This window comes from Streptomyces sp. NPDC057900, from assembly GCF_042887885.1.
In the GTDB taxonomy this organism is placed as follows: Bacteria; Actinomycetota; Actinomycetes; order Streptomycetales; family Streptomycetaceae; genus Streptomyces.
On record NZ_JBHVOI010000002.1, the window covers coordinates 127284 to 144291 of the forward strand.

The 17008-nt window shown below is 72.1% G+C and carries 18 protein-coding genes; 9 read left to right on the forward strand and 9 right to left on the reverse strand.

Translation table 11 applies throughout. From position 1 onward, the window contains the following. Positions 1-38 precede the first annotated feature (38 nt). Positions 39-1439 carry an NAD(P)/FAD-dependent oxidoreductase gene (locus ACFVQ0_RS07670; RefSeq protein WP_390085631.1) on the reverse strand — a complete coding sequence of 467 codons (1401 nt, stop codon included), beginning with the start codon at positions 1437-1439 and terminating at the stop codon, positions 39-41. 93 nt (positions 1440-1532) lie between these two features. Then, a complete protein-coding gene (locus tag ACFVQ0_RS07675) occupies positions 1533-2207 on the reverse strand; it encodes a rhomboid-like protein (protein ID WP_390087700.1) in 675 nt (224 codons plus the stop codon). Positions 2208-2240: 33 nt separating this feature from the next. Here ACFVQ0_RS07675 and ACFVQ0_RS07680 point away from each other — a divergent pair, with 33 nt between their 5' ends. Together ACFVQ0_RS07680 and ACFVQ0_RS07685 are read left to right on the forward strand one after the other, a co-directional pair. Further along, entirely contained in the window at positions 2241-3221 is a 981-nt protein-coding gene (locus ACFVQ0_RS07680) for an aminoglycoside phosphotransferase family protein (RefSeq protein WP_390085633.1), read from the forward strand. Positions 3222-3255: 34 nt separating this feature from the next. Next, the gene (locus ACFVQ0_RS07685) at positions 3256-3729 is read left to right on the forward strand and encodes a GNAT family N-acetyltransferase (protein ID WP_390085635.1); all 474 of its coding nucleotides are present in this window, start codon (positions 3256-3258) and stop codon (positions 3727-3729) included. An 18-nt stretch (positions 3730-3747) separates the two neighbouring features. Here the strand turns inward: ACFVQ0_RS07685 and ACFVQ0_RS07690 are convergent, their stop codons facing one another. Further along, positions 3748-4749 (reverse strand): zinc-binding dehydrogenase, encoded by a 1002-nt coding sequence (locus tag ACFVQ0_RS07690; RefSeq protein ID WP_390085637.1) that lies wholly within the window; start codon positions 4747-4749, stop codon positions 3748-3750. A gap of 59 nt (positions 4750-4808) precedes the next feature. Beyond that, positions 4809-6038, reverse strand: coding sequence for an NAD(P)-binding protein (locus ACFVQ0_RS07695; RefSeq protein WP_390085639.1), 1230 nt, complete (start codon positions 6036-6038; stop codon positions 4809-4811). Positions 6039-6158: 120 nt separating this feature from the next. Between ACFVQ0_RS07695 and ACFVQ0_RS07700 the strand changes: the two genes are divergently transcribed. After that, a complete protein-coding gene (locus tag ACFVQ0_RS07700) occupies positions 6159-6866 on the forward strand; it encodes a pentapeptide repeat-containing protein (protein ID WP_390085641.1) in 708 nt (235 codons plus the stop codon). A gap of 27 nt (positions 6867-6893) precedes the next feature. Here ACFVQ0_RS07700 and ACFVQ0_RS07705 read toward each other — a convergent pair whose 3' ends face one another. Together ACFVQ0_RS07705 and ACFVQ0_RS07710 are read right to left on the reverse strand one after the other, a co-directional pair. Beyond that, the gene (locus ACFVQ0_RS07705) at positions 6894-7391 is read right to left on the reverse strand and encodes a hypothetical protein (RefSeq protein ID WP_311304074.1); all 498 of its coding nucleotides are present in this window, start codon (positions 7389-7391) and stop codon (positions 6894-6896) included. Positions 7392-7493: 102 nt separating this feature from the next. Next, entirely contained in the window at positions 7494-8090 is a 597-nt protein-coding gene (locus ACFVQ0_RS07710) for a TetR family transcriptional regulator (RefSeq protein WP_390085643.1), read from the reverse strand. A 94-nt stretch (positions 8091-8184) separates the two neighbouring features. Here ACFVQ0_RS07710 and ACFVQ0_RS07715 point away from each other — a divergent pair, with 94 nt between their 5' ends. Both ACFVQ0_RS07715 and ACFVQ0_RS07720 read left to right on the forward strand, forming a co-directional pair. Continuing rightward, positions 8185-9255, forward strand: a complete 1071-nt coding sequence (locus ACFVQ0_RS07715; RefSeq protein WP_390085644.1) for an NAD(P)-dependent alcohol dehydrogenase — start codon at positions 8185-8187, stop codon at positions 9253-9255. Between the two features lie 48 nt (positions 9256-9303). Next, positions 9304-9873, forward strand: a complete 570-nt coding sequence (locus ACFVQ0_RS07720) for a DinB family protein (protein WP_390085646.1) — start codon at positions 9304-9306, stop codon at positions 9871-9873. A 156-nt stretch (positions 9874-10029) separates the two neighbouring features. On the opposite strand, the gene ACFVQ0_RS07725 is transcribed toward ACFVQ0_RS07720, so the two are convergent. From ACFVQ0_RS07725 to ACFVQ0_RS07735, 3 genes are all read right to left on the reverse strand, one after another. Then, positions 10030-10290: a hypothetical protein gene (locus tag ACFVQ0_RS07725; RefSeq protein ID WP_390085648.1), complete on the reverse strand. Its 261-nt coding sequence runs from the start codon at positions 10288-10290 to the stop codon at positions 10030-10032. 223 nt (positions 10291-10513) lie between these two features. Then, the gene (locus tag ACFVQ0_RS07730; protein WP_390085650.1) at positions 10514-12502 is read right to left on the reverse strand and encodes a glycosyl hydrolase family 28-related protein; all 1989 of its coding nucleotides are present in this window, start codon (positions 12500-12502) and stop codon (positions 10514-10516) included. Between the two features lie 276 nt (positions 12503-12778). Further along, positions 12779-13417 carry a glyoxalase gene (locus tag ACFVQ0_RS07735; protein WP_390085652.1) on the reverse strand — a complete coding sequence of 213 codons (639 nt, stop codon included), beginning with the start codon at positions 13415-13417 and terminating at the stop codon, positions 12779-12781. A 258-nt stretch (positions 13418-13675) separates the two neighbouring features. On the opposite strand from ACFVQ0_RS07735, the gene ACFVQ0_RS07740 reads away from it, so the two are divergent. The 4 genes from ACFVQ0_RS07740 to ACFVQ0_RS07755 all read left to right on the forward strand — a co-directional run bounded on the left by ACFVQ0_RS07740 (position 13676) and on the right by ACFVQ0_RS07755 (position 16903). After that, the gene (locus tag ACFVQ0_RS07740; protein WP_390085654.1) at positions 13676-14500 is read left to right on the forward strand and encodes a carboxymuconolactone decarboxylase family protein; all 825 of its coding nucleotides are present in this window, start codon (positions 13676-13678) and stop codon (positions 14498-14500) included. Positions 14501-14510: 10 nt separating this feature from the next. Next, positions 14511-15122: a TetR family transcriptional regulator gene (locus tag ACFVQ0_RS07745; RefSeq protein ID WP_390085656.1), complete on the forward strand. Its 612-nt coding sequence runs from the start codon at positions 14511-14513 to the stop codon at positions 15120-15122. A gap of 150 nt (positions 15123-15272) precedes the next feature. Then, entirely contained in the window at positions 15273-16055 is a 783-nt protein-coding gene (locus tag ACFVQ0_RS07750; RefSeq protein WP_390085658.1) for a GntR family transcriptional regulator, read from the forward strand. A 68-nt stretch (positions 16056-16123) separates the two neighbouring features. Beyond that, positions 16124-16903 carry a sulfite exporter TauE/SafE family protein gene (locus ACFVQ0_RS07755; protein WP_390085660.1) on the forward strand — a complete coding sequence of 260 codons (780 nt, stop codon included), beginning with the start codon at positions 16124-16126 and terminating at the stop codon, positions 16901-16903. The last annotated feature ends 105 nt before the right edge of the window (positions 16904-17008 follow it).

Consider the following 17008-nt stretch of genomic DNA (forward strand, 5'->3'; position numbering starts at 1 on the left):
CCGTCGGGCGTTCGGGGGCCGAACCGGTCCCGGTGCGTTCAGCCCCGTCCCGACAGCCGGTCCGCGATCTTCGCGATCCGGTCGGTCCCGGCTCGGGGCGAGGTGAGTTCGCGGCGGTCGGCGGCGCGGTAGGCGGCGTACATGCTCTGGACGCCGAGCCAGCGCAGCGGCTCCGGTTCCCAGCGGCGGACCTTGTGGTTGGCCCAGGGCAGGGCGGTCAGTTCGGTGGGGCCGCCCTGGCCCGAGTCCTGCTGGATCAGGTCGCGCAGGGTGCGGGCGGCGAGGTTGGTGGTGGCGACGCCGGAACCGACGTAACCGCCCGCCCAGCCCAGCCCTGTGGAGCGGTCCAGGGTGACGGTGGCGCACCAGTCGCGCGGGACGCCGAGTACCCCGGACCAGGCGTGCGCGATGCGGGTGCCCGCGGTGGTGGGGAAGAGGCGGACGAGCAGGTCGCGCAGGGCCTCGACGGTGGCGGGCTGGGTACGGCCGTCGTTGTCGGTGGCCGAGCCGTAGCGGTACGGGATGCCCCGGCCGCCGAGCGCGATGCGGTCGTCGGCGGTGCGCTGGGCGTACATGTAGGCGTGGGCCATGTCGCCGAGGGTTTCGCGGCCGTTCCAGCCGATGGTCTCCCAGAGGGATTCGGGCAGCGGCTCGGTGACGATCATGGAGGAGTTCATCGGGAGCCAGGTGCGCTTCTCACCCTTGATGCCCGCCGTGAAGCCCTCGGTGCAGCGCAGGATGTACGGGGCGCGGACCGTGCCGTAGGGGGTGACGGCGTGTTTGGGCTTGATCTCGGTGACGGGGGTCGCCTCGTGGATCGTGACGCCGAGGGCCTCCACGGTGTCCGCGAGGCCCTTGACGAGTTTGGCGGGGTGCAGGCGGGCGCCGTGCGGGGTCCAGGTGGAGCCGATCGCTCCGGTGACCCGGACGCGCTCCGCGGTCTCGCGGGCGCCGTGCAGGGTGCGGTCGGTCTCGCCGAAGGCGATCTCCACGGAGTGGAAGTCCTTCATGCGGGCGAGCTGGGCCGGGGTGCAGGCCACTTCGAGGACGCCGCCCCGGTGGATGTCCGCGTCGATCTTCTCCTCGTCGGCGACGCGGATGACCTCGGCGACGGTGTCGTTCATCGACTTCTGGAGCCGGACGGCCGCTTCGTGGCCGTGCAGCTTCGCGTAGCGGTCGCGGCCTGCGACGCCGTTGTAGAGCCAGCCGCCGTTGCGGCCGGAGGCGCCGTAGCCGCAGAACTTGGCTTCCAGGACGGTGATGTTGAGGAAGGGGACGGCCTTCTTGAGGTAGTACGCCGTCCAGAGGCCGGTGTATCCGCCGCCGATGATGCAGATGTCGGCGGTGGCGTCGCCGGGCAGGGGTTCGCGGGGGAGGGGGGTGCCCTGGTCCGCGTACCAGAAGGATATGCCGCCGTTGGCTGTACTGACGGTGCTCATGTTGCCCCTGCTGTCCGTGTGACTGGCGCCGGTGGTGTGGCCGGCTGTGGAGTGTGGAGTGGAGTGCGGTGCGGTGTTCTGCGTGGCTGGACGTTACTGGGCGGGGGACCGTTTCGTCTCGTGGTGGCGGCGGGTCAGCGGATAGCAGGCGAGGCCGATGAGCGCCGCGGTGAAGTGGCCGACGTCGGTGAAGGTGGCGCCGGTGATGAGCGGGACGCCGTAGATGACGAGTACGGCGAAGAGGTACACGTACCGCCAGGGGCGCGGGACGTAGTAGGTGAGGACGGTGACGACGCCCGCGAGCGCGTAACTGACCCCGACGTCCAGGGTGTTCTCGGCGGCCTCGGGCGCGTGGCCGTGCCGGATGGCCCAGGCCAGGACGCCTTCGCTGACGAGGGTGGCGAGGATGTGGGCGGCGGCGACGACGGTGAGCCAGCGCAGCGTGCCCAGGCGGCGCTCGGCGGGGGCGTGGAAGACGGTGTAGAGCACGGCGTAGGGGAGCCATGCGCCGCCGTCGATCCAGAACGCGCTGCTGATCAGGACGCGCACGGGGTTCTGGGAGAGCTCATGGATGTTGGTGGACCGCTGGCGGAGGAAGTCCTCCTCGAAGTCCGGTGACATCTGGTGGACGATGACGGTGGTGACGAAGAGGGCCAGCAGCCAGACGTAGGTGCCGGGGGCGCTGCGGATCCATGAGCCGGCGCCGCGGAGCCACGTGACGGGTGCGGGGCGGGGCCGCGTGGGCGGGGCCGGGTGGCTCGGGGTCATAGCCGATTGACGCACGCTCCTACGATCGTGGGCGTGATTGACATTCCGGATGCGCTGATCGCCACTCAGTCCAAGTACAACGGTGCGGCCGGGCGGGCGTTCCTCGCCGCGCTGCCGGGGATGGCGGCGGAGTTCCTGGAGCGGTGGGGGCTGCGCCGGGACGGCGAGGCGTTGTACGGGGTGTGCGCGCTGGTGCTGCCGGTGGTGCGGGTGGCGGACGGGCGTCCGGCCGCGCTGAAGTTGCAGGCGGTGGACGCGGAGACGGTGGGGGAGCCGCTCGCGCTGCGGGTGTGGGGTGCGGCGTCGGCGGGTGCGGCGTCGGGGGCTGCGGTGGAGCTGCTGGACCACGACCCGGCGACGGGGACGATGCTGCTGGAGCGGCTGGACGGGCTCCGCCCGCTGTCCGGCGTCCCTGATGTGCGCGACGCGGTGCGGGTCGTCGCCGATCTGCTGGCGGTGCTGACGGCGGTGCGGGCTCCGGTGGGGACGGTGGAGCCGGTGGCTCCGGTACGGGCTCCGGTGGATTCGCCGGGGAGCGGTCTGCGGGGACTGGGTGAGGTGGCGGCGCGGGCGCTGGCGGCGGCGCCGGGGGCGGTGGGGCTGCTGGCGGACGAGGAGGAGCGGCGGCTGCTGGCGGACTGCGCGGCGGCTGTCCGGGAGGTGGTGGGGGAGCAGGGGGACCGGTTGCTGCACTGGGACCTGCACTTCGGCAACGTGCTGGCCGCGCGGGGCGGACCGGCGGGGCAGGCGGCGCGGTGGGTGGCGATCGATCCGAAGCCGTTGGCCGGTGATCCGGGGTTCGAGCTGCTGCCGGCGCTGGCCGACCGGTTCGACGCGGACACGGTGCGGTGGCGGTTCGATCTGCTGACGTCGACGCTGGGCCTCGACCGCGGGCGGGCCCGTGCGTGGACGCTGGGGCGGGTGCTCCAGAACGCGTGCTGGGGCGCGGAGGACGGCGCGCGGCGGCTGGCACCGGAGCAGGCCGAGATCGCGCGGCGGCTGCTGGGCCGGTAGCGGCGGGCGGCGCGGTACTGCTTACGCTGCCCCCATGATTCGTACCGCTACCCCCGCCGATGTATCCGCCCTGCACGCGATGGTCCGTGAGCTGGCCGACTACGAGAAGGCGCTGCACGAGGCGAACGCCACGGAGGAGCAGTTGCGCGAGGCGCTGTTCGGCGAGCGGCCCGCGGCGTTCGCGCACATCGCGGAGGACGGCGAGGACGGTGAGGTGGTCGGCTTCGCCCTGTGGTTCCTGAACTTCTCCACCTGGCGCGGGGTGCACGGGATCTACCTGGAGGACCTGTACGTGCGCCCGGAGCGGCGGGGCGGCGGACACGGCAAGGCGTTGCTGGCTGAGCTGGCGCGGATCTGCGTGGAGCGCGGCTACGAGCGGCTGGAGTGGTCGGTGCTGAACTGGAACGCTCCGTCCATCGCGTTCTACGAGTCGCTGGGCGCACGGCCGCAGGACGAGTGGACGGTGTACCGGCTGACGGACGGGGCGCTCGCCCAGCTCGGGGGCTGACCTCCGGGGGTCGGGGGATCAGGGGACGAGGACGACCTTGCCGGTGGTCCCGCGCGTTTCCAGGGCACGGTGGGCGGCGGCCGCCTCGGCGAGCGGGTAGCGCTGGACGGCGGGGCGCAGGCGGCCGGCCGCGGCCTCGGCCAGGGCGCGCGTCTCCAGGGCGCGCAGGCCGCCGCCGCGCTGGATCATGGCGGGGCCGAGGACGTTCTGCGAGGTGATGGCGCGGGCGGCGAGCTCGTCCTCGGTGAAGGTGAGCGGCCGGCCGTCGTGGAGTCCCTGGCCGGACCAGCCGTAGACGATGTGCTGTCCGCCCTTGCCGAGGAGGTCGACGGCGGCGCGCGCGGTGGTACCGCCGACGGAGTCGTAGACGACGGTGGCGCGGCGGCCGAGGGCGTCGAGGTGGGTACGGACCTGGCGGGGCCAGTCGGGGAGGGTGTAGTCGACGGCGAGGTCGGCGCCGTTGGCGCGGACGAGGCCGGTCTTGGCGGGTCCTCCGGCGAGGCCGATGACGGTGGCCCCGGCGTTCTTGGCGTACTGGACGAGCAGGGTGCCGATGCCACCGGCCGCGGCGGTGACCAGGGCGATCGACTCCGGGCCCAGCGGGGTGAATCCGAGGATGCCGAGGGTGGTGCGGCCGGTGCCGATCATGGCGACGGCCTCGGCGTCGTCGAGGCCGTCGGGCACGGGGTGGAGCTTGTCGGCCTCGGTGACGGTGAGTTCGGCGTAACCGCCGGGGACGTTGCCGATGTGGGCGACGACGTGTTGGCCGAGCCAGTCCGGGTCTGTGCCCTCGCCGAGCGATTCGACGGTGCCGGCGATTTCGCGGCCGGGGACGGTGGGCAGCGGGGTGGGGGCGGGGTAGGGGCCGGTCATGCCCTGGCGCAGCGCGGTGTCGAGCAGGTGTACGCCGGCGGCGCGGACGGCGATCCGGACCTGGCCGGGCGCGGGGACGGGGTCCTCGACGCGCTCGTGGACGAGGTTCTCCGCGGGGCCGAAGGCGTGGAGGCGGACGGCGTACATGGTGGGCTCCCCAGGTGTGTCGGTGTAGCTGTAGTTGCCGGTGGGCCCACTCTTTGACCTCAAGCGCGCTTGAGGTCAAGCGGTGTCCGGGAGGTGACGGCGGGGGTGGAGGTAGCGGTGGTGGTGCGGTGCTCGGTGGCCCGGAGGGCGAGGAGGGCCGCCTCGATGCCGCTGTTGAAGGAGACCTCGCTGAGCAGGCCGGGCGCGGCGACCTGGTCGCCCGCGAGGTAGATGCCGTTGCCCCGGTCGATGGCCGGGCGGTCGCGCCAGGTCGTGCCGGGGTGGTCGACGGCTCCGGTGCGGCCGGTGGCGAGGGCGTCGCGCCGCCACACGGTGCGCTCGCGCCAGCCCGGGTACCCCAGGTCGAGGAGTTCTTCGGCGCGGGCGGCCCCGGCGGACCGGGACTCGTCGGGGGCGATGGGGAACTGCCCCTGGAGGAGCTGTTCGCCGGCCGGGGCGAGGGTGTCGTCCTGCGCGGTGAACCGTTCGATCCAGCCGGGGGCGTCGAGGTCGGACACGGCGAAGGCGTCGCCGCGCCGGGTGCGCAGGGCGAGGTCCACAAGGGCGGTGCGGCCGGAGGCCCAGGTGAGGGTGGGGTCGCGGAGGAGGGTGCGGGCGGCGTCGAGGGAGGTGGCGACGACGACCGGGCCGGTGCGGGCGAGGGCGTCCAGGGCGGCGGTGTCGATACGGGTCGCCGTCTCGATGCGGACGCTGAGGTTCCAGGCGCGGGACGCCATCCGGTCGACGATCTGCGCCCAGCCGCCGATCGGATAGCGGGCTTCCGGCGGCAGGGTGCCCGCCCGGTGCAGCCGTTCCTGGACGAACGCGGCGGAGAGGCTGCCGGGGTCGTGGTGGAAGAGCGCGACGGCGGCGTAGTGGGCGGCGACGCGGGCGCCCTCCTCGCCGGCCTGCGCGGTGGCCCAGGTACGGAAGTCGAGGTCGGCCGGGACCCGTTGGGCGCTGCGGCGGCTGAGCCGGAGGAGGGCGAGGGGCGGGGTGCGGCGCAGGGTGGAGTGGTGGCGGAAGCGGAGCCGGGCGGCTTCGAGGGGCGGGACGGCGGTGGTGGGGCCGAGGAGGTTGCGCCGGTCGAGCCAGGTCCAGTGGGGGCCGCGACGGTAGAGGGCGTGCGGTCCCTCATTGGTGCGGTACGGGCCCTCCTCCGCGGTCCTGGCGCGTCCGCCGAGGGTGTGGTGGGCCTCGTGGACGGTCACCAGGGCGCCGGACTCGGCCGCGGTGATGGCTGCGGTGAATCCGGCGAGACCCCCGCCGATGATGTGGATGCGCTGCATGGTCGTCCCCGTCTCCTTCGCCTTCGCTGGAGGTGCTTTCACGTACATGACGGGTGGCGGGGGTCCGGGTGTGACATCGGCGGGCGGGGCGTTGTCAGTGGGGTGCGTCACGATGGGGGGATGGTGCGCAGCAGCGGTAGTGGTCAGGGGAGCGGCAGGGGCCGGGGCGGCAAGGACGGGATCGCGGCGGCGCGACGCCCGGAGGTGCGGCTGCCCCCGCTCGAACCGTACGGCGGCGGGGGGCTTGAGCCGGACGGGGATTACGACGGGGTGCGCTTCGACTCCGTGGATCTGGCGGACGAGTCGGGTCCGGGCGCCCGGTTCATGGACTGCGCGCTGGAGGGCTGCGCGCTGGACCGTACGGAGCTGGTCAGGGCCCGTTTCCTCGATTCGGTGCTGACGGGCGTACGGGGGGTGGGCACGGATCTCGCCGGGGCGTCGCTGCGTGACGTGGAGATCGTGGACGCGCGCCTGGGCGGGGTGCAGATGCATGGCTCGGTGCTGGAGCGGGTGCTGGTGCGGGGCGGGAAGATCGACTACCTGAATCTGCGGAAGGCCCGGCTGAAGGACGTGGTCTTCGAGGGCTGCGTGCTCTCCGAACCGGATTTCGGGGGCGCGCAGCTGGACCGGGTGGAGTTCCGGGACTGTGTGCTGAAGCGGGCCGATTTCAGCGCGGTGCGGATGGCGTCGGTGGATCTGCGGACGGTCGCTGAGCTGGACATCGCGCGCGGGGTGGAGCGGCTGGCGGGTGCGGTGATCAGCCCGTCGCAGCTGATGGAGCTGGCTCCGGCGTTCGCGGCGCAGATCGGGGTGCGGGTGGAGGCGTGAGGACCGGGCCCCGGCCCCGGCCCCGGATCAGAGGCGGGGGAAGCGGGCCTGGAGGTCCCAGACCACCGGGTTGTCCGCGAGGCCCTCGTGCATGTCGGAGAGGTCCGCGATCAGGTCGTGCAGGAAGTCGCGGGCCTCGCGGCGCAGCAGGGCGTGGTTGAAGGTGAGCGGTGCTTCCTCGGCGGGCATCCAGTCGGCCTCGACGTCGACCCAGCCGAAGCGGCGCTCGAAGAGCATCCGGTCGGACGATTCGGTGAAGTCGAGCTCCGCGAACTGGCGGCGGTGCGAGCGGTTGCCCCGGGGGTCCTGGTCGATCTGCTCGACGATGTCGCACAGGGCCCAGGCGAAGTCGAGCACCGGCACCCATCCCCAGCCTGTGGATACTTCGCGGTCCTCCTTGGTGTCCGCGAGGTAGACGTCGCCGGAGAACAGATCGTGGCGCAGGGCGTGGACGTCCGCCCGGCGGTAGTCGGTCTGCGGGGGGTCCGGGAAACGCCGGGAGAGGGAGTAGCCGATATCGAGCACGGTTCGATGGTGTCATGCCCGGCGTGTCGCTCCTGCCGGTGGAGGCGGCGGCGACCCCTGGGGCCTGACCCAGCGCGGCAGGCGAGACTTTGCGGACAGGCTCTAGGAGGCCGCGTCGGCGGCGGTGGCGCGCCGGACGCAGTCGCGGAGCAGGGCGCGGCGCCGGTCGTGTACGTCATCGGGTTCCTGGCTGGTGGCCGCGTACACGTTGCTGACCGGTGACCAGGCCATGGACATGGCGATGACCATGGCCATGATGTCGAACGGCTCGCCCGCGCGGACCCGCCCGGCGGCCTGCGCCTCGGCGATGGCCGTGAGCTTGTGGTCGTGGTAGTCCGCGCGGGTCTCCACGAGGTGCCCGTCGGGCCGGCGCTCCAGACGTGTCCAGGTCGCCAGCCGGATGAGGTCGGGGCGGCGCAGGTATTCGTCGTAGAGCCGGACGGCCCAGTCCGCGAGATCGTCGGCGTCGATGGGTACGACGTCGGTGATGCGCTCCAGCGAGCTGAGGAAGATCGCGTCGAAGAGCCGTTCCTTGTCACCGAAGTAGGCGTAGAGCTGCGCTTTGTTGGTGCGCGCCGCCGCCACGATGCGTTCGATGCGCGCCCCGGCGATGCCGTGCTCGGCGAACTCTTCGGTGGCGGCGTCCAGTATGCGCTGGTAGGTCGCGGCGCCTCGCGAGGTCTGGGGCAGTTCCGGCATGACCGCACTCTACCAAACAGAACAGTTTGTTTGCTTTGGGGTGTGGACGCGCTTACGCTTCGACAGACAGAACAGTCTGTTTAAGGAGTCGGGTATGCGAATGACCACCGGATGGCAGGCGGCCGGTCCGACGACGCTGCGGCGCGTGCCGCTCGCCCGCCGCGAACTGCGCCCGGACGACATCGCGGTGCGGGTCGACTTCTGCGGCGTGTGCCACAGCGACCTGCACGCCCTGGACGCCCACGACCAGAACGCGGCGACACCCCTGGTGCCCGGTCACGAGTTCACCGGCGTGGTGACCGGGACCGGCCCCGAGGTGACCGCCTTCTCGGTCGGCGACCGGGTCGCGGTGGGTAACATCGTCGACTCCTGCGGCGAGTGCGCCATGTGCGAGGCCGGACAGGAGAACTTCTGCCACTCCTTCCCGACCCTGACCTACGCCGGCGCCGACCGGCAGGACGGGACGACCACCCTGGGCGGCTACTCCCGCGAGTACGTCGTGCGCGACGCCTTCGCCTACCCGCTCCCCGCCGGCCTCGACGCCGCCGCGGCCGCCCCGCTGCTCTGCGCGGGCATCACCGTCTGGGAGCCCCTGCGCTCCCTGGGCGTCGGCCCCGGCAGCCGCGTCGCCGTGGCCGGGCTGGGCGGCCTGGGCCACCTCGCGGTCAAGATGGCGGTGGCGCTCGGTGCCACCACGACCGTCATCAGCCGCACCCACGACAAGCGCGACGACGCCCGCGAGCTCGGCGCGCACGACCTCATCGCGTCCACGGACCCCGAGCGGATGGCCCAGGCGCGCGACACCTTCGACGTCGTCATCGACACCATCTCCGCCCCGCACGACCTCGCCCCGTATCTGAAGCTGGTGGCGCTGGACGGCACCCTCAGCCTCCTCGGACACCTGGGCACCGTCACCGTCGAGGCCATGGACCTGCTCATCGGCCGCAAGAGGCTCAGCTCTGCGGGCAGCGGGGGCCGTCCGGCGACGGCCGAGATGCTCCGGTTCTGCGCCGACAACGGCATCGCCGCCGACGTCGAGGTACTCCCGTCGGCACAGGTGGACACGGCCCTCGACCGCCTCCGGCGAAACGACGTCCGCTACCGCTTCGTGCTCGACATGTCCGACCTGGACCGAGGGGAATCGGAGCACGCGGCGGACGCCTGACCGCCCGCCGCTCAAACCACTGGCGGTCGGCGGGCCTCGCGGACGACCATGGCACGCATGAGCGACCAACCCGAACGATGGAGCCGGGCCACCGTCTACCCCGACATGTGGGCCGATCCCGACGACGACCCCCGCAACAGCGAGGGAGCCAGCCCGGACGGGGAACTCCCCACCCTCCAGGACTACTTGAAGGACTACCGCCTCACCCTGCGGATGAAGTGCGAGGGGCTGGACGCCGAGCAGCTGGCCCGCAGGGCCGTTCCGCCGTCGAACATGTCGCTCCTCGGCCTCGTACGGCACCTCGCCGAGGTCGAACGGGACTGGCTCAACTGGATCAGTGACGGCGAACCGAGGCCGAAGCTCTACGGCAGGCGGGACGCGGACTTCGACGGAGCCGTCGCGGACCCGGCCGTGGTGGAAGGGGCCTGGGCCGACCTGGCCCGCGAACAGGCCGCGACCGACGCCGCCCTGTACGGACACCCGGACCTGGGCACCCGGCTGGGCAAGGACGGCATCGCCGTGCGGGAGTTGCTGGTCCACCGGATCGAGGAGTACGCCCGGCACTGCGGCCACGCCGACCTGCTGCGTGAGTGCGTCGACGGGCGGGTGGGGCAGTGACCGGCTGAGCCGCCCGGCGCGGTTCCGGCGGGCTCGCGAGGGCTGCCGACAGCACAGCGAAGGGGCGGTCTCCCCAGGGGAGGAGACCGCCCCTTCCGCGACCGATGCACGGCTTCCTCGCGACCGCCCCCGCTCAGCGAAGGCGGAGCCGCGAGGTCACTTCCAGCCCTGAATGGTGTACGTGCCGCTGCTCGACGGGCCGATGCACCGGACCTTGCTGTAGCCGAGCGAGAACGCCCAGGACGCGTTGTCCTTGAGGCAGGCCGCTCCGCTGTCGTACTTCATGCCGCCCAGTGTCACCCAGGCATGGGTACGGGTGGTGTCGGCGGACGCGGTGCCGGCGCAGGTCAGGGGTATGACGACCGCTGCGGTGGCGGCCGCGAGGACGGAGAGGGCGCGAGACCGTGTCGACTTCATGGTTCTCCTCGGTGCGGTAGTGACGAGCCGTTCTGTCCGAGGCCGCTCCGGAGCACTTGTGCGACGTGTCCGAGGCGGCGTCAGATCCTCATGGAAGATCCACTGCCCGGAAGACGCGTCCGTACACCCGCCATTATTTCGGGGGCAGTTGCGGCTGGGCCGCCCCGGGGAGTGGGCGGCCCAGCCGGTACTCGGGCGGTCCTCCTGCCTTGTCGGACGGCCGTCACCACGCCCCTGGTGCCGGGGGCGGGACGACGGCCGGCCGGTCGTCGCAGGTGATCGTGTTGGGGAGCAGCCAGGGGGCCAGCCAGCCGCCGTCGTTGCCGCCCAGATCCGTCAGGGCGAACTCCGAGCCGGTGGCGGGGAAGTTGAACGAGCCGCAGTTGTTGACGCCGACCGCGCCGACGTTGCGCGCGTCCACGTTCTCGAACGTGGCGCCGCCCGCCGCGCGGGCGCTCAGTACCGAGGTGCCGGTGCCGTCCACCTTGATGTCCTTGAAGTGGACGCCCTTGATGACGTACTGGTCCTTCACCGCCCAGTCGGAGACCAGCATGATCGCGTTGTAGGTGCTGTCGAGGAAGTTGTTGCCGGTGACCCGGATGTCGGCGTCGATGCTCTTGTCGAGGGCGAAGATCCAGAGGGCGCCGAGGCCGATGTTCCAGTTCAGCTCGTACGTACCGGCGCGGACCGTCGTGTTGGCCGTCAGGTTCAGCTTTCCGGCGAAGGGCTCGGCGCCGAAGCGGGAGCCGACGTGCAGTGCGCTGCCCTCCCTGATCGGGTCGGCCACCAGGTTGTTCGAGACGGTGTTGTCGGTGCCGCCGTAGATCGCGATGCCGTTGGCCAGGACCGGGGTCTGGACTGTGTTGTGGTCGAAGGTGTTGCGGGCGTCGGCCGTCTTCTCGGACCACATGGCGAGGCCGTCGTCACCGGAGTTGCGTACGAAGGTGTGGGCGACGCGTGAATCGGTCACGCCCGTATGGAAGTTGATGGCGTCCGCGATCTGGTCGACGATGATGTTGCCGGTGATCCGCAGGTTCTTCATCGGACCGTCGAACCACATGCCGACCTTGGTGTGGCTGATGTGCAGGCCCTCGATGGTCGAGTCGCTGAACGCGCCGCCGATGGCGTTGACCTGGTCGGTGTCGATGCGCTCGCGTACGTCGCCCTCGATGGCGAAGCCGGACAGGTGGACGTCGCGGCTGCCGCCGTCCGCCGCGTCCTTGCCGTAGAAGCCGACCCCGGTGTGGACCGAGCCGTCGGCGGCCGGGGTGTCGAGGGCGACCTCATGGCCCTTGATCTTCGTGTACCAGTTGCCCGCGCCGACGATCGTGACGTTGTCCACGACGATGTGCCGGTTCACCTGGTACGTGCCCGGCGGGATGTACACCTTGAGACGGGTGCGCTTCGCGAAGGCGATGGCCTTGTCGATCGCGGCCGCGGAATCGCGCCGGCCGGTGGGATCGGCCCCGAAGGCGAGGACGTTGGCGGCGAGCAGCTCGATGTGCGGGCGGCCGACCAGCTCCGAGTCCAGCAGGTCGATCGTCGTGGACGCGGCCCGGCTGCCCGCCGGGACGGTCAGCCGTACGGTGTCGCCCGCGCGGTAGGTGCGGCCGAGCAGCAGGCGCTGCTCGTCGTAGAAGTGGCTGGGCCGGTACGGCTTCGCGATGACCGGGGCCGGGGTCGTCTCGCTGGGTACGCAGGAGCACTCGGTGATCCACCAGTCCGGGTGGAGCAGCCCGGCGCCCGGGTCGTTGGAGAACGGGTACTGGTTGTACAGCCAGGAGTACTGCGAGGTGAGCGTCATGGTGGAGCGCTTCGTGCCGTTCACCGCGACGTCCAGCGGTGCGGTGATCCCGCCGCCGTTCGGGGCGTCCGGGATGCTGTAGCGCACGGTGATCGCGTTGGCGGCGCGGGGCAGCCTGAACTCGACGTGCTGACCCGGCTCCAGGCTGACCGCCTTGCGGCCGGACGCCTCCGCGGGGAGCGTGTACGCGGCGCGGTCCGGGCCGATGACCGTGCCGTTGGTCGCGGCGCTCTCCGCCTCCTGCTCGACGAACGGCACGTCCGCGCCCCGGCCCGCCACGAGCGCCGGATCGAGGGCGGCGCGGGTGACGGGGGAAGCGGTGGCGGGAGTTGCCGTGGCGGGGGTGCGCTGGGCGGCGGGTGCGGGCGCGCCCGTCAGTACGCCGAGGCCGACGGCGGCGGCGGTCATCGAGGCAACCGCCGTCGCGTACAGGGTTGTTCGCCGCGGTCCTCGTGGTCTTCGCGGGCTCGGTCCAGTGCCGGTGATCTTCCGTGACATCGCAGGCCCGTTTCTCTGAGGCGCGGCCGGAGCGGCCGCCGGGGAGGTGAGGTGACAGTAGGACCCGCCCATCGCGGCCCACAAGACTCCTGCGAGATGTTTCCTTTGTCTTGCTGTTCACGTACAGATCATCGTTTGTTTTTTGCGTCAGAAGAGCGCCCCATTGCGCAATCCGCTGTTACGGCGTCAGCCCGCAGCCTCCCAGGCGAATCCGTCCGGATCGGCGAAGGGGCCACCGGCACCGCCGATGACGATGCGGTGCGAGCCGGTGCCGTCGTCGGGGACGCAGAGGTCCTTGGCCAGGCCGCGGCGCTTGTACAGCGCCAGCTTGACGGGGCTGGACTCGCCACTGGTGAACTCGGCGTACTTGCCGCCGAAGCTCTTGCCCACGGTCAGGCCGCGGCCGACGTAGAACTGCTTGCTGGCCTTCACGTCCTCGACGCCGAGCAGGAGGATGATCTCGCCGATCTCACGGGTGGCCGGGCCGGTGTCCTTCTTCGCCGAGGTCGCGATCTTCCAGATCGTGCCGTCCGGCGCCCGGGCGACGCCGCCGTAGCCCCACAGCGACTTCGCGGCGGGCTTCAGCACCGTGGCACCGGCGTCCACGGCAGCGCCGAAGAAGCTGTCGACGGTGGCCGGCTGGGGCACCGTGAGCCCCAGGGTGAAGCCGCGGAATCCGGCGGAGGCCGCCTCGGACGCCCGTAGGCGGATGTACGCGTCCACCCCGAAGGCGGCGTAGAAGCGGCGGGCGGCGTCGAGGTCGGCCACCTCGATGGTGACGGACGCGATGAACGTGTCGGATGCGGTGGAATCGGTGATTGCCATGACCGTCACGCTAGGGGCCGCCCGGGGGGCGGGGCTTCTCGATTCCTGACCGGTCTTGCCACTGGCTTCGCCGCGCGTGGACTCGGGGAACACCCGATGGCGCCGCGCCGCGTCCGCCTCACCTCGTCGCGGGCCGATGACGATCGCTCCCACCAGGATTCCCAACTTGGTGGTTGGAGTTTCGCGACCTCGCGTGCTAGCTTCCAACCTGCCAGTTGGAAATGGTCGGCGGCCTCCGCCCCGGGCAAGGAGTTCAACGTGTCTCACACGCATCCCACCGAAGCGTCCCGGCCGTCCCGGCTGTCCGAGGGCCTGGGCGTACTGAAGGTGATCGGCGGCTCCGCGCCCACCCCGCTGGAGGCGCTGTCCGACATCGCTCCGGATCTCGCCCGCTACGCCGTCGAGTTCGCGTACGGGGACCTGTACACCCGGCCCGGACTGACGCTGCCCCAGCGGCAGTTGGTGACCGTCGCGGCGCTGGCCGCCCTCGGGAACGCCGAGCCGCAGCTGCGCTTCCACATCGCGGGCGCGCTCAACGTCGGCTGCACCCGGCGCGAGGTCGTCGAGGTTCTCATGCACACACTCGTCTACGCCGGATTCCCCGCCGCCCTCAACGGCATCGCCGCCGCACGCGCGGTGTTCACCGAGCACCCGGGTACCGCTGACACCCCCGCCGAACCGGCCGGGGAAGGGGACTCCGAGCGGCTCGCCCGTGGGCTGCGGGCCCTGGAGGAGGTCGACGGGCACGCGGGGCAGCAGGTGATGGACTCCCTCAGCGACATCGCCCCTGACCTGGGCCGATACATCGTCGAGTTCGTCTTCGGTGACGTCTACCAGCGCTCCGGGATCGACCTGAAGACCCGCGAGATGGCCACCATCGCCATGTGCACCGCCCTGGGAACGGCGGGGCCCCAGCTGCGCGTGCACATCCACGGCTTCCTCAACACCGGCGGCACGCGGGAGGAGACGACCGAAGTGATCACCCATCTGGCCGCCTACGCCGGCTTCCCGGCCGCGCTCAACGGCATCACCGCCGCACGCGAGGTCTTCGCCGCGCGGGACGCCGCACGAGACGCCGCGTAAGGATACGGACATGGCCTGGGACACAGCACGCACCAAACGCCTCCTCCTTGAGGCCGCCGTGGAGGAGTTCGCCGAACACGGCCCCGTCGGCGCACGCGTCGACCGCGTCGCCTCCGCGGCGAAGGTCAACAAGGAACGCATCTACCAGTACTTCGGCGGCAAGGAGCAGCTGTTCACCGCCGTATTGGAGTCCGAACTGGCCAAGGCGGCCGAGGCCGTGCCGCTTCCCGCCCCGGGGGGCGACCCGGCATCCGGTGATATGGGTGACTTCGCCGGGCGGCTGTACGACTACCACCGCGCCCACCCGCACCTGCTCCGGCTGCTTTCCTGGGAAGGGTTGCGCGACGGACGCGCACCGGTCGTCGCGGAGACGGAACGCGCCGCCCACTACGCCGACAAGGCCGCGCGGATCGCCGCCCTCCAGCTCGACTCCACCGTCACCGCGGACTTCGAGCCCGGCCGGCTGTTCGGCGCCGCGTTCGCCCTCGCGACCTGGTGGCTCACCATGCCGCAGCTCGCCCGTATGGCCCTGAGCGGCGCGGACGGCTCACCCGAGGCCACCCGCGAGGCGCTCGTCCGGATGGTCCGGGCCCTCACGGAGCCCGGTGCGCCCTCGCGGTGACCGCCGGGACCGGCGGAGCGCCTGGCATCCGGGGTAAACCCGCAGCTCAGGCGTTTATGCAGGTCAGAATGGGTGGCGTAACTTCGGCGTAACCTCGCGCGGGGTGCCCGGCCGGTAGCGTGGGGCCCGAGAGGAGGTGACGGGACACCCATGCGAGACGGACCGCCCCCGCACCGCGAGAGGCCGGCGCCGCCCCGCGCCGAACGTGCGCGGCAGATCGCGGACACCCTGCGCCAGCGGATCACCTCCGGCCGCTACGAAGACGGCATGCTGCCCGACGAACGCGCCCTGGGCCAGCTGCTCGGCACCTCCCGCAACACCATCCGGGAGGCCCTCGGACTGCTGCGCGACGAAGGGCTGATCACCCGCAGACGGGGCATCGGCACCCAGATCGTGACGGCGAAGTACGGACACGGCCTCGACCGCCTCACCGGCCTCGCGGAGACTCTCGTCGACTACGGCACCGTCGCGAACACCGTGCGCGCCGCCCGGCTCGTACCGCACGCGCCGAAGGCCGTCACCGAGCGGCTCCAACTCCCGGACGGCTCCGAGGCGGTGTACCTGGAGCGGCTGCGCAGCCTGGACGGGCGGCCGCTCTCCGTCGACTCGACCTGGCTCGCCCCCGACATCGGACGCCCCCTCCTCGACCGCGACCTCGCCGGCCGGGACGTCTTCACGCTCATCGAGGAGACCACCGGGTCCCGGCTCGGCAGCGCGGAGATCACCGTGCACGCCGTCACCGCGGAACCCGATACCGCGCGGCTGCTCGGCATCCCCGCCGGAGCCGCCCTGTTCGTGATCGACCGGCTCACCCGGCTGGCCGACGGCCGCCCCGTGGACACCGAGTCACTGCGGGTGCGGGCCGACCGGTTCGCGCTGCACGCGCTGCTCCACCGGGGCGCCGCACCACCGCCCGCCACGCCCGCCGCCTGACCGGGGCGCCGCCAGCCCCCCGACCGAGGCCGCTCACCCACCCCTGAACCGCCCGCGGAGGCACCGCCATGCCCTGGACCCCCGACACCCTGACCCTGGTTCTGCTCGCCCTGTTCGGCCTCGCGGGAGGCATCGGTATCACCGCGATCGGGCCGGGCGGGGTGCTGCCCACCATCGGCATGTTCCTGCTGACCGGGCTCACCCCGGCCGGTGTCGCGGGCACCGCCATCGTCACCCACGTGGCAACCGGCGTCCTCGGCACCGCCGCGTACACCAGGTCCGGACAGCTGAGGGACCCGGTCACGCGGCGCACCGCCTGGGTCCTCGCCGCGAGCGCACTCGTCGGCACCCCGGTGGGCGTCCTGCTCAACACCCACGTCTCCGGGCGGCTGTTCGGCATCCTGCTGGCGTGCGCCGTCGCGGTGACCGGTCTGCTGGTGTGGCTCCGCGAGCGCCGCGCGGCGACCACGCCGACGCCCGGCGCCCCGGTACGCGTACCGTTCGCGCTCACCGTCGCGGTGGGGGTCACGGTGGCCGTCGCGGCGGGGCTCTTCGGCCTGGGCGGACCGATGCTGAGCGTGCCGCTCCTGGTCGTCTGCGGGCTCCCGGTGCTCTCCGCGCTGGCCGCCGCGCAGACGCAGTCCGTGGTGATCGCGAGCGTGGGCACCATCGGCTACGTGCAGCACGGCTCCATCGACTGGACCCTGGCCGCCGTGGTCGGCGTACCGGAACTGGTGGGGGTGCTCGTGGGCTGGCGCATCGCCCGCTCCGTCCCGGCCCGCCGCCTCAAGTACGCCATGGCCGCCATGCTCCTGGCCCTGGCCCCGTACCTCGCGTTCCACTCCTGACGCGGCCTCACACCGGAACGCCCCCGCGCATCCCCTACCCCGGTGCCAGCCGCCACGCCGCCGAATGAGCACCTGGGTATCACGCGCGCGGCGGCCCCCGCAGGG

Bases quoted from the DNA above. Each gene is read 5' to 3' on its own strand.
- ACFVQ0_RS07670 (WP_390085631.1), bottom strand. From the start codon at position 1,439: ATGAGCACCGTCAGTACAGCCAACGGCGGCATATCCTTCTGGTACGCG.
- ACFVQ0_RS07675 (WP_390087700.1), bottom strand. From the start codon at position 2,207: ATGACCCCGAGCCACCCGGCCCCGCCCACGCGGCCCCGCCCCGCACCC.
- ACFVQ0_RS07685 (WP_390085635.1), top strand. From the start codon at position 3,256: ATGATTCGTACCGCTACCCCCGCCGATGTATCCGCCCTGCACGCGATG.
- ACFVQ0_RS07690 (WP_390085637.1), bottom strand. From the start codon at position 4,749: ATGTACGCCGTCCGCCTCCACGCCTTCGGCCCCGCGGAGAACCTCGTC.
- ACFVQ0_RS07695 (WP_390085639.1), bottom strand. From the start codon at position 6,038: ATGCAGCGCATCCACATCATCGGCGGGGGTCTCGCCGGATTCACCGCA.
- ACFVQ0_RS07700 (WP_390085641.1), top strand. From the start codon at position 6,159: ATGGTGCGCAGCAGCGGTAGTGGTCAGGGGAGCGGCAGGGGCCGGGGC.
- ACFVQ0_RS07710 (WP_390085643.1), bottom strand. From the start codon at position 8,090: ATGCCGGAACTGCCCCAGACCTCGCGAGGCGCCGCGACCTACCAGCGC.
- ACFVQ0_RS07715 (WP_390085644.1), top strand. From the start codon at position 8,185: ATGCGAATGACCACCGGATGGCAGGCGGCCGGTCCGACGACGCTGCGG.
- ACFVQ0_RS07720 (WP_390085646.1), top strand. From the start codon at position 9,304: ATGGCACGCATGAGCGACCAACCCGAACGATGGAGCCGGGCCACCGTC.
- ACFVQ0_RS07725 (WP_390085648.1), bottom strand. From the start codon at position 10,290: ATGAAGTCGACACGGTCTCGCGCCCTCTCCGTCCTCGCGGCCGCCACC.
- ACFVQ0_RS07730 (WP_390085650.1), bottom strand. From the start codon at position 12,502: ATGACCGCCGCCGCCGTCGGCCTCGGCGTACTGACGGGCGCGCCCGCA.
- ACFVQ0_RS07735 (WP_390085652.1), bottom strand. From the start codon at position 13,417: ATGGCAATCACCGATTCCACCGCATCCGACACGTTCATCGCGTCCGTC.
- ACFVQ0_RS07745 (WP_390085656.1), top strand. From the start codon at position 14,511: ATGGCCTGGGACACAGCACGCACCAAACGCCTCCTCCTTGAGGCCGCC.
- ACFVQ0_RS07750 (WP_390085658.1), top strand. From the start codon at position 15,273: ATGCGAGACGGACCGCCCCCGCACCGCGAGAGGCCGGCGCCGCCCCGC.
- ACFVQ0_RS07755 (WP_390085660.1), top strand. From the start codon at position 16,124: ATGCCCTGGACCCCCGACACCCTGACCCTGGTTCTGCTCGCCCTGTTC.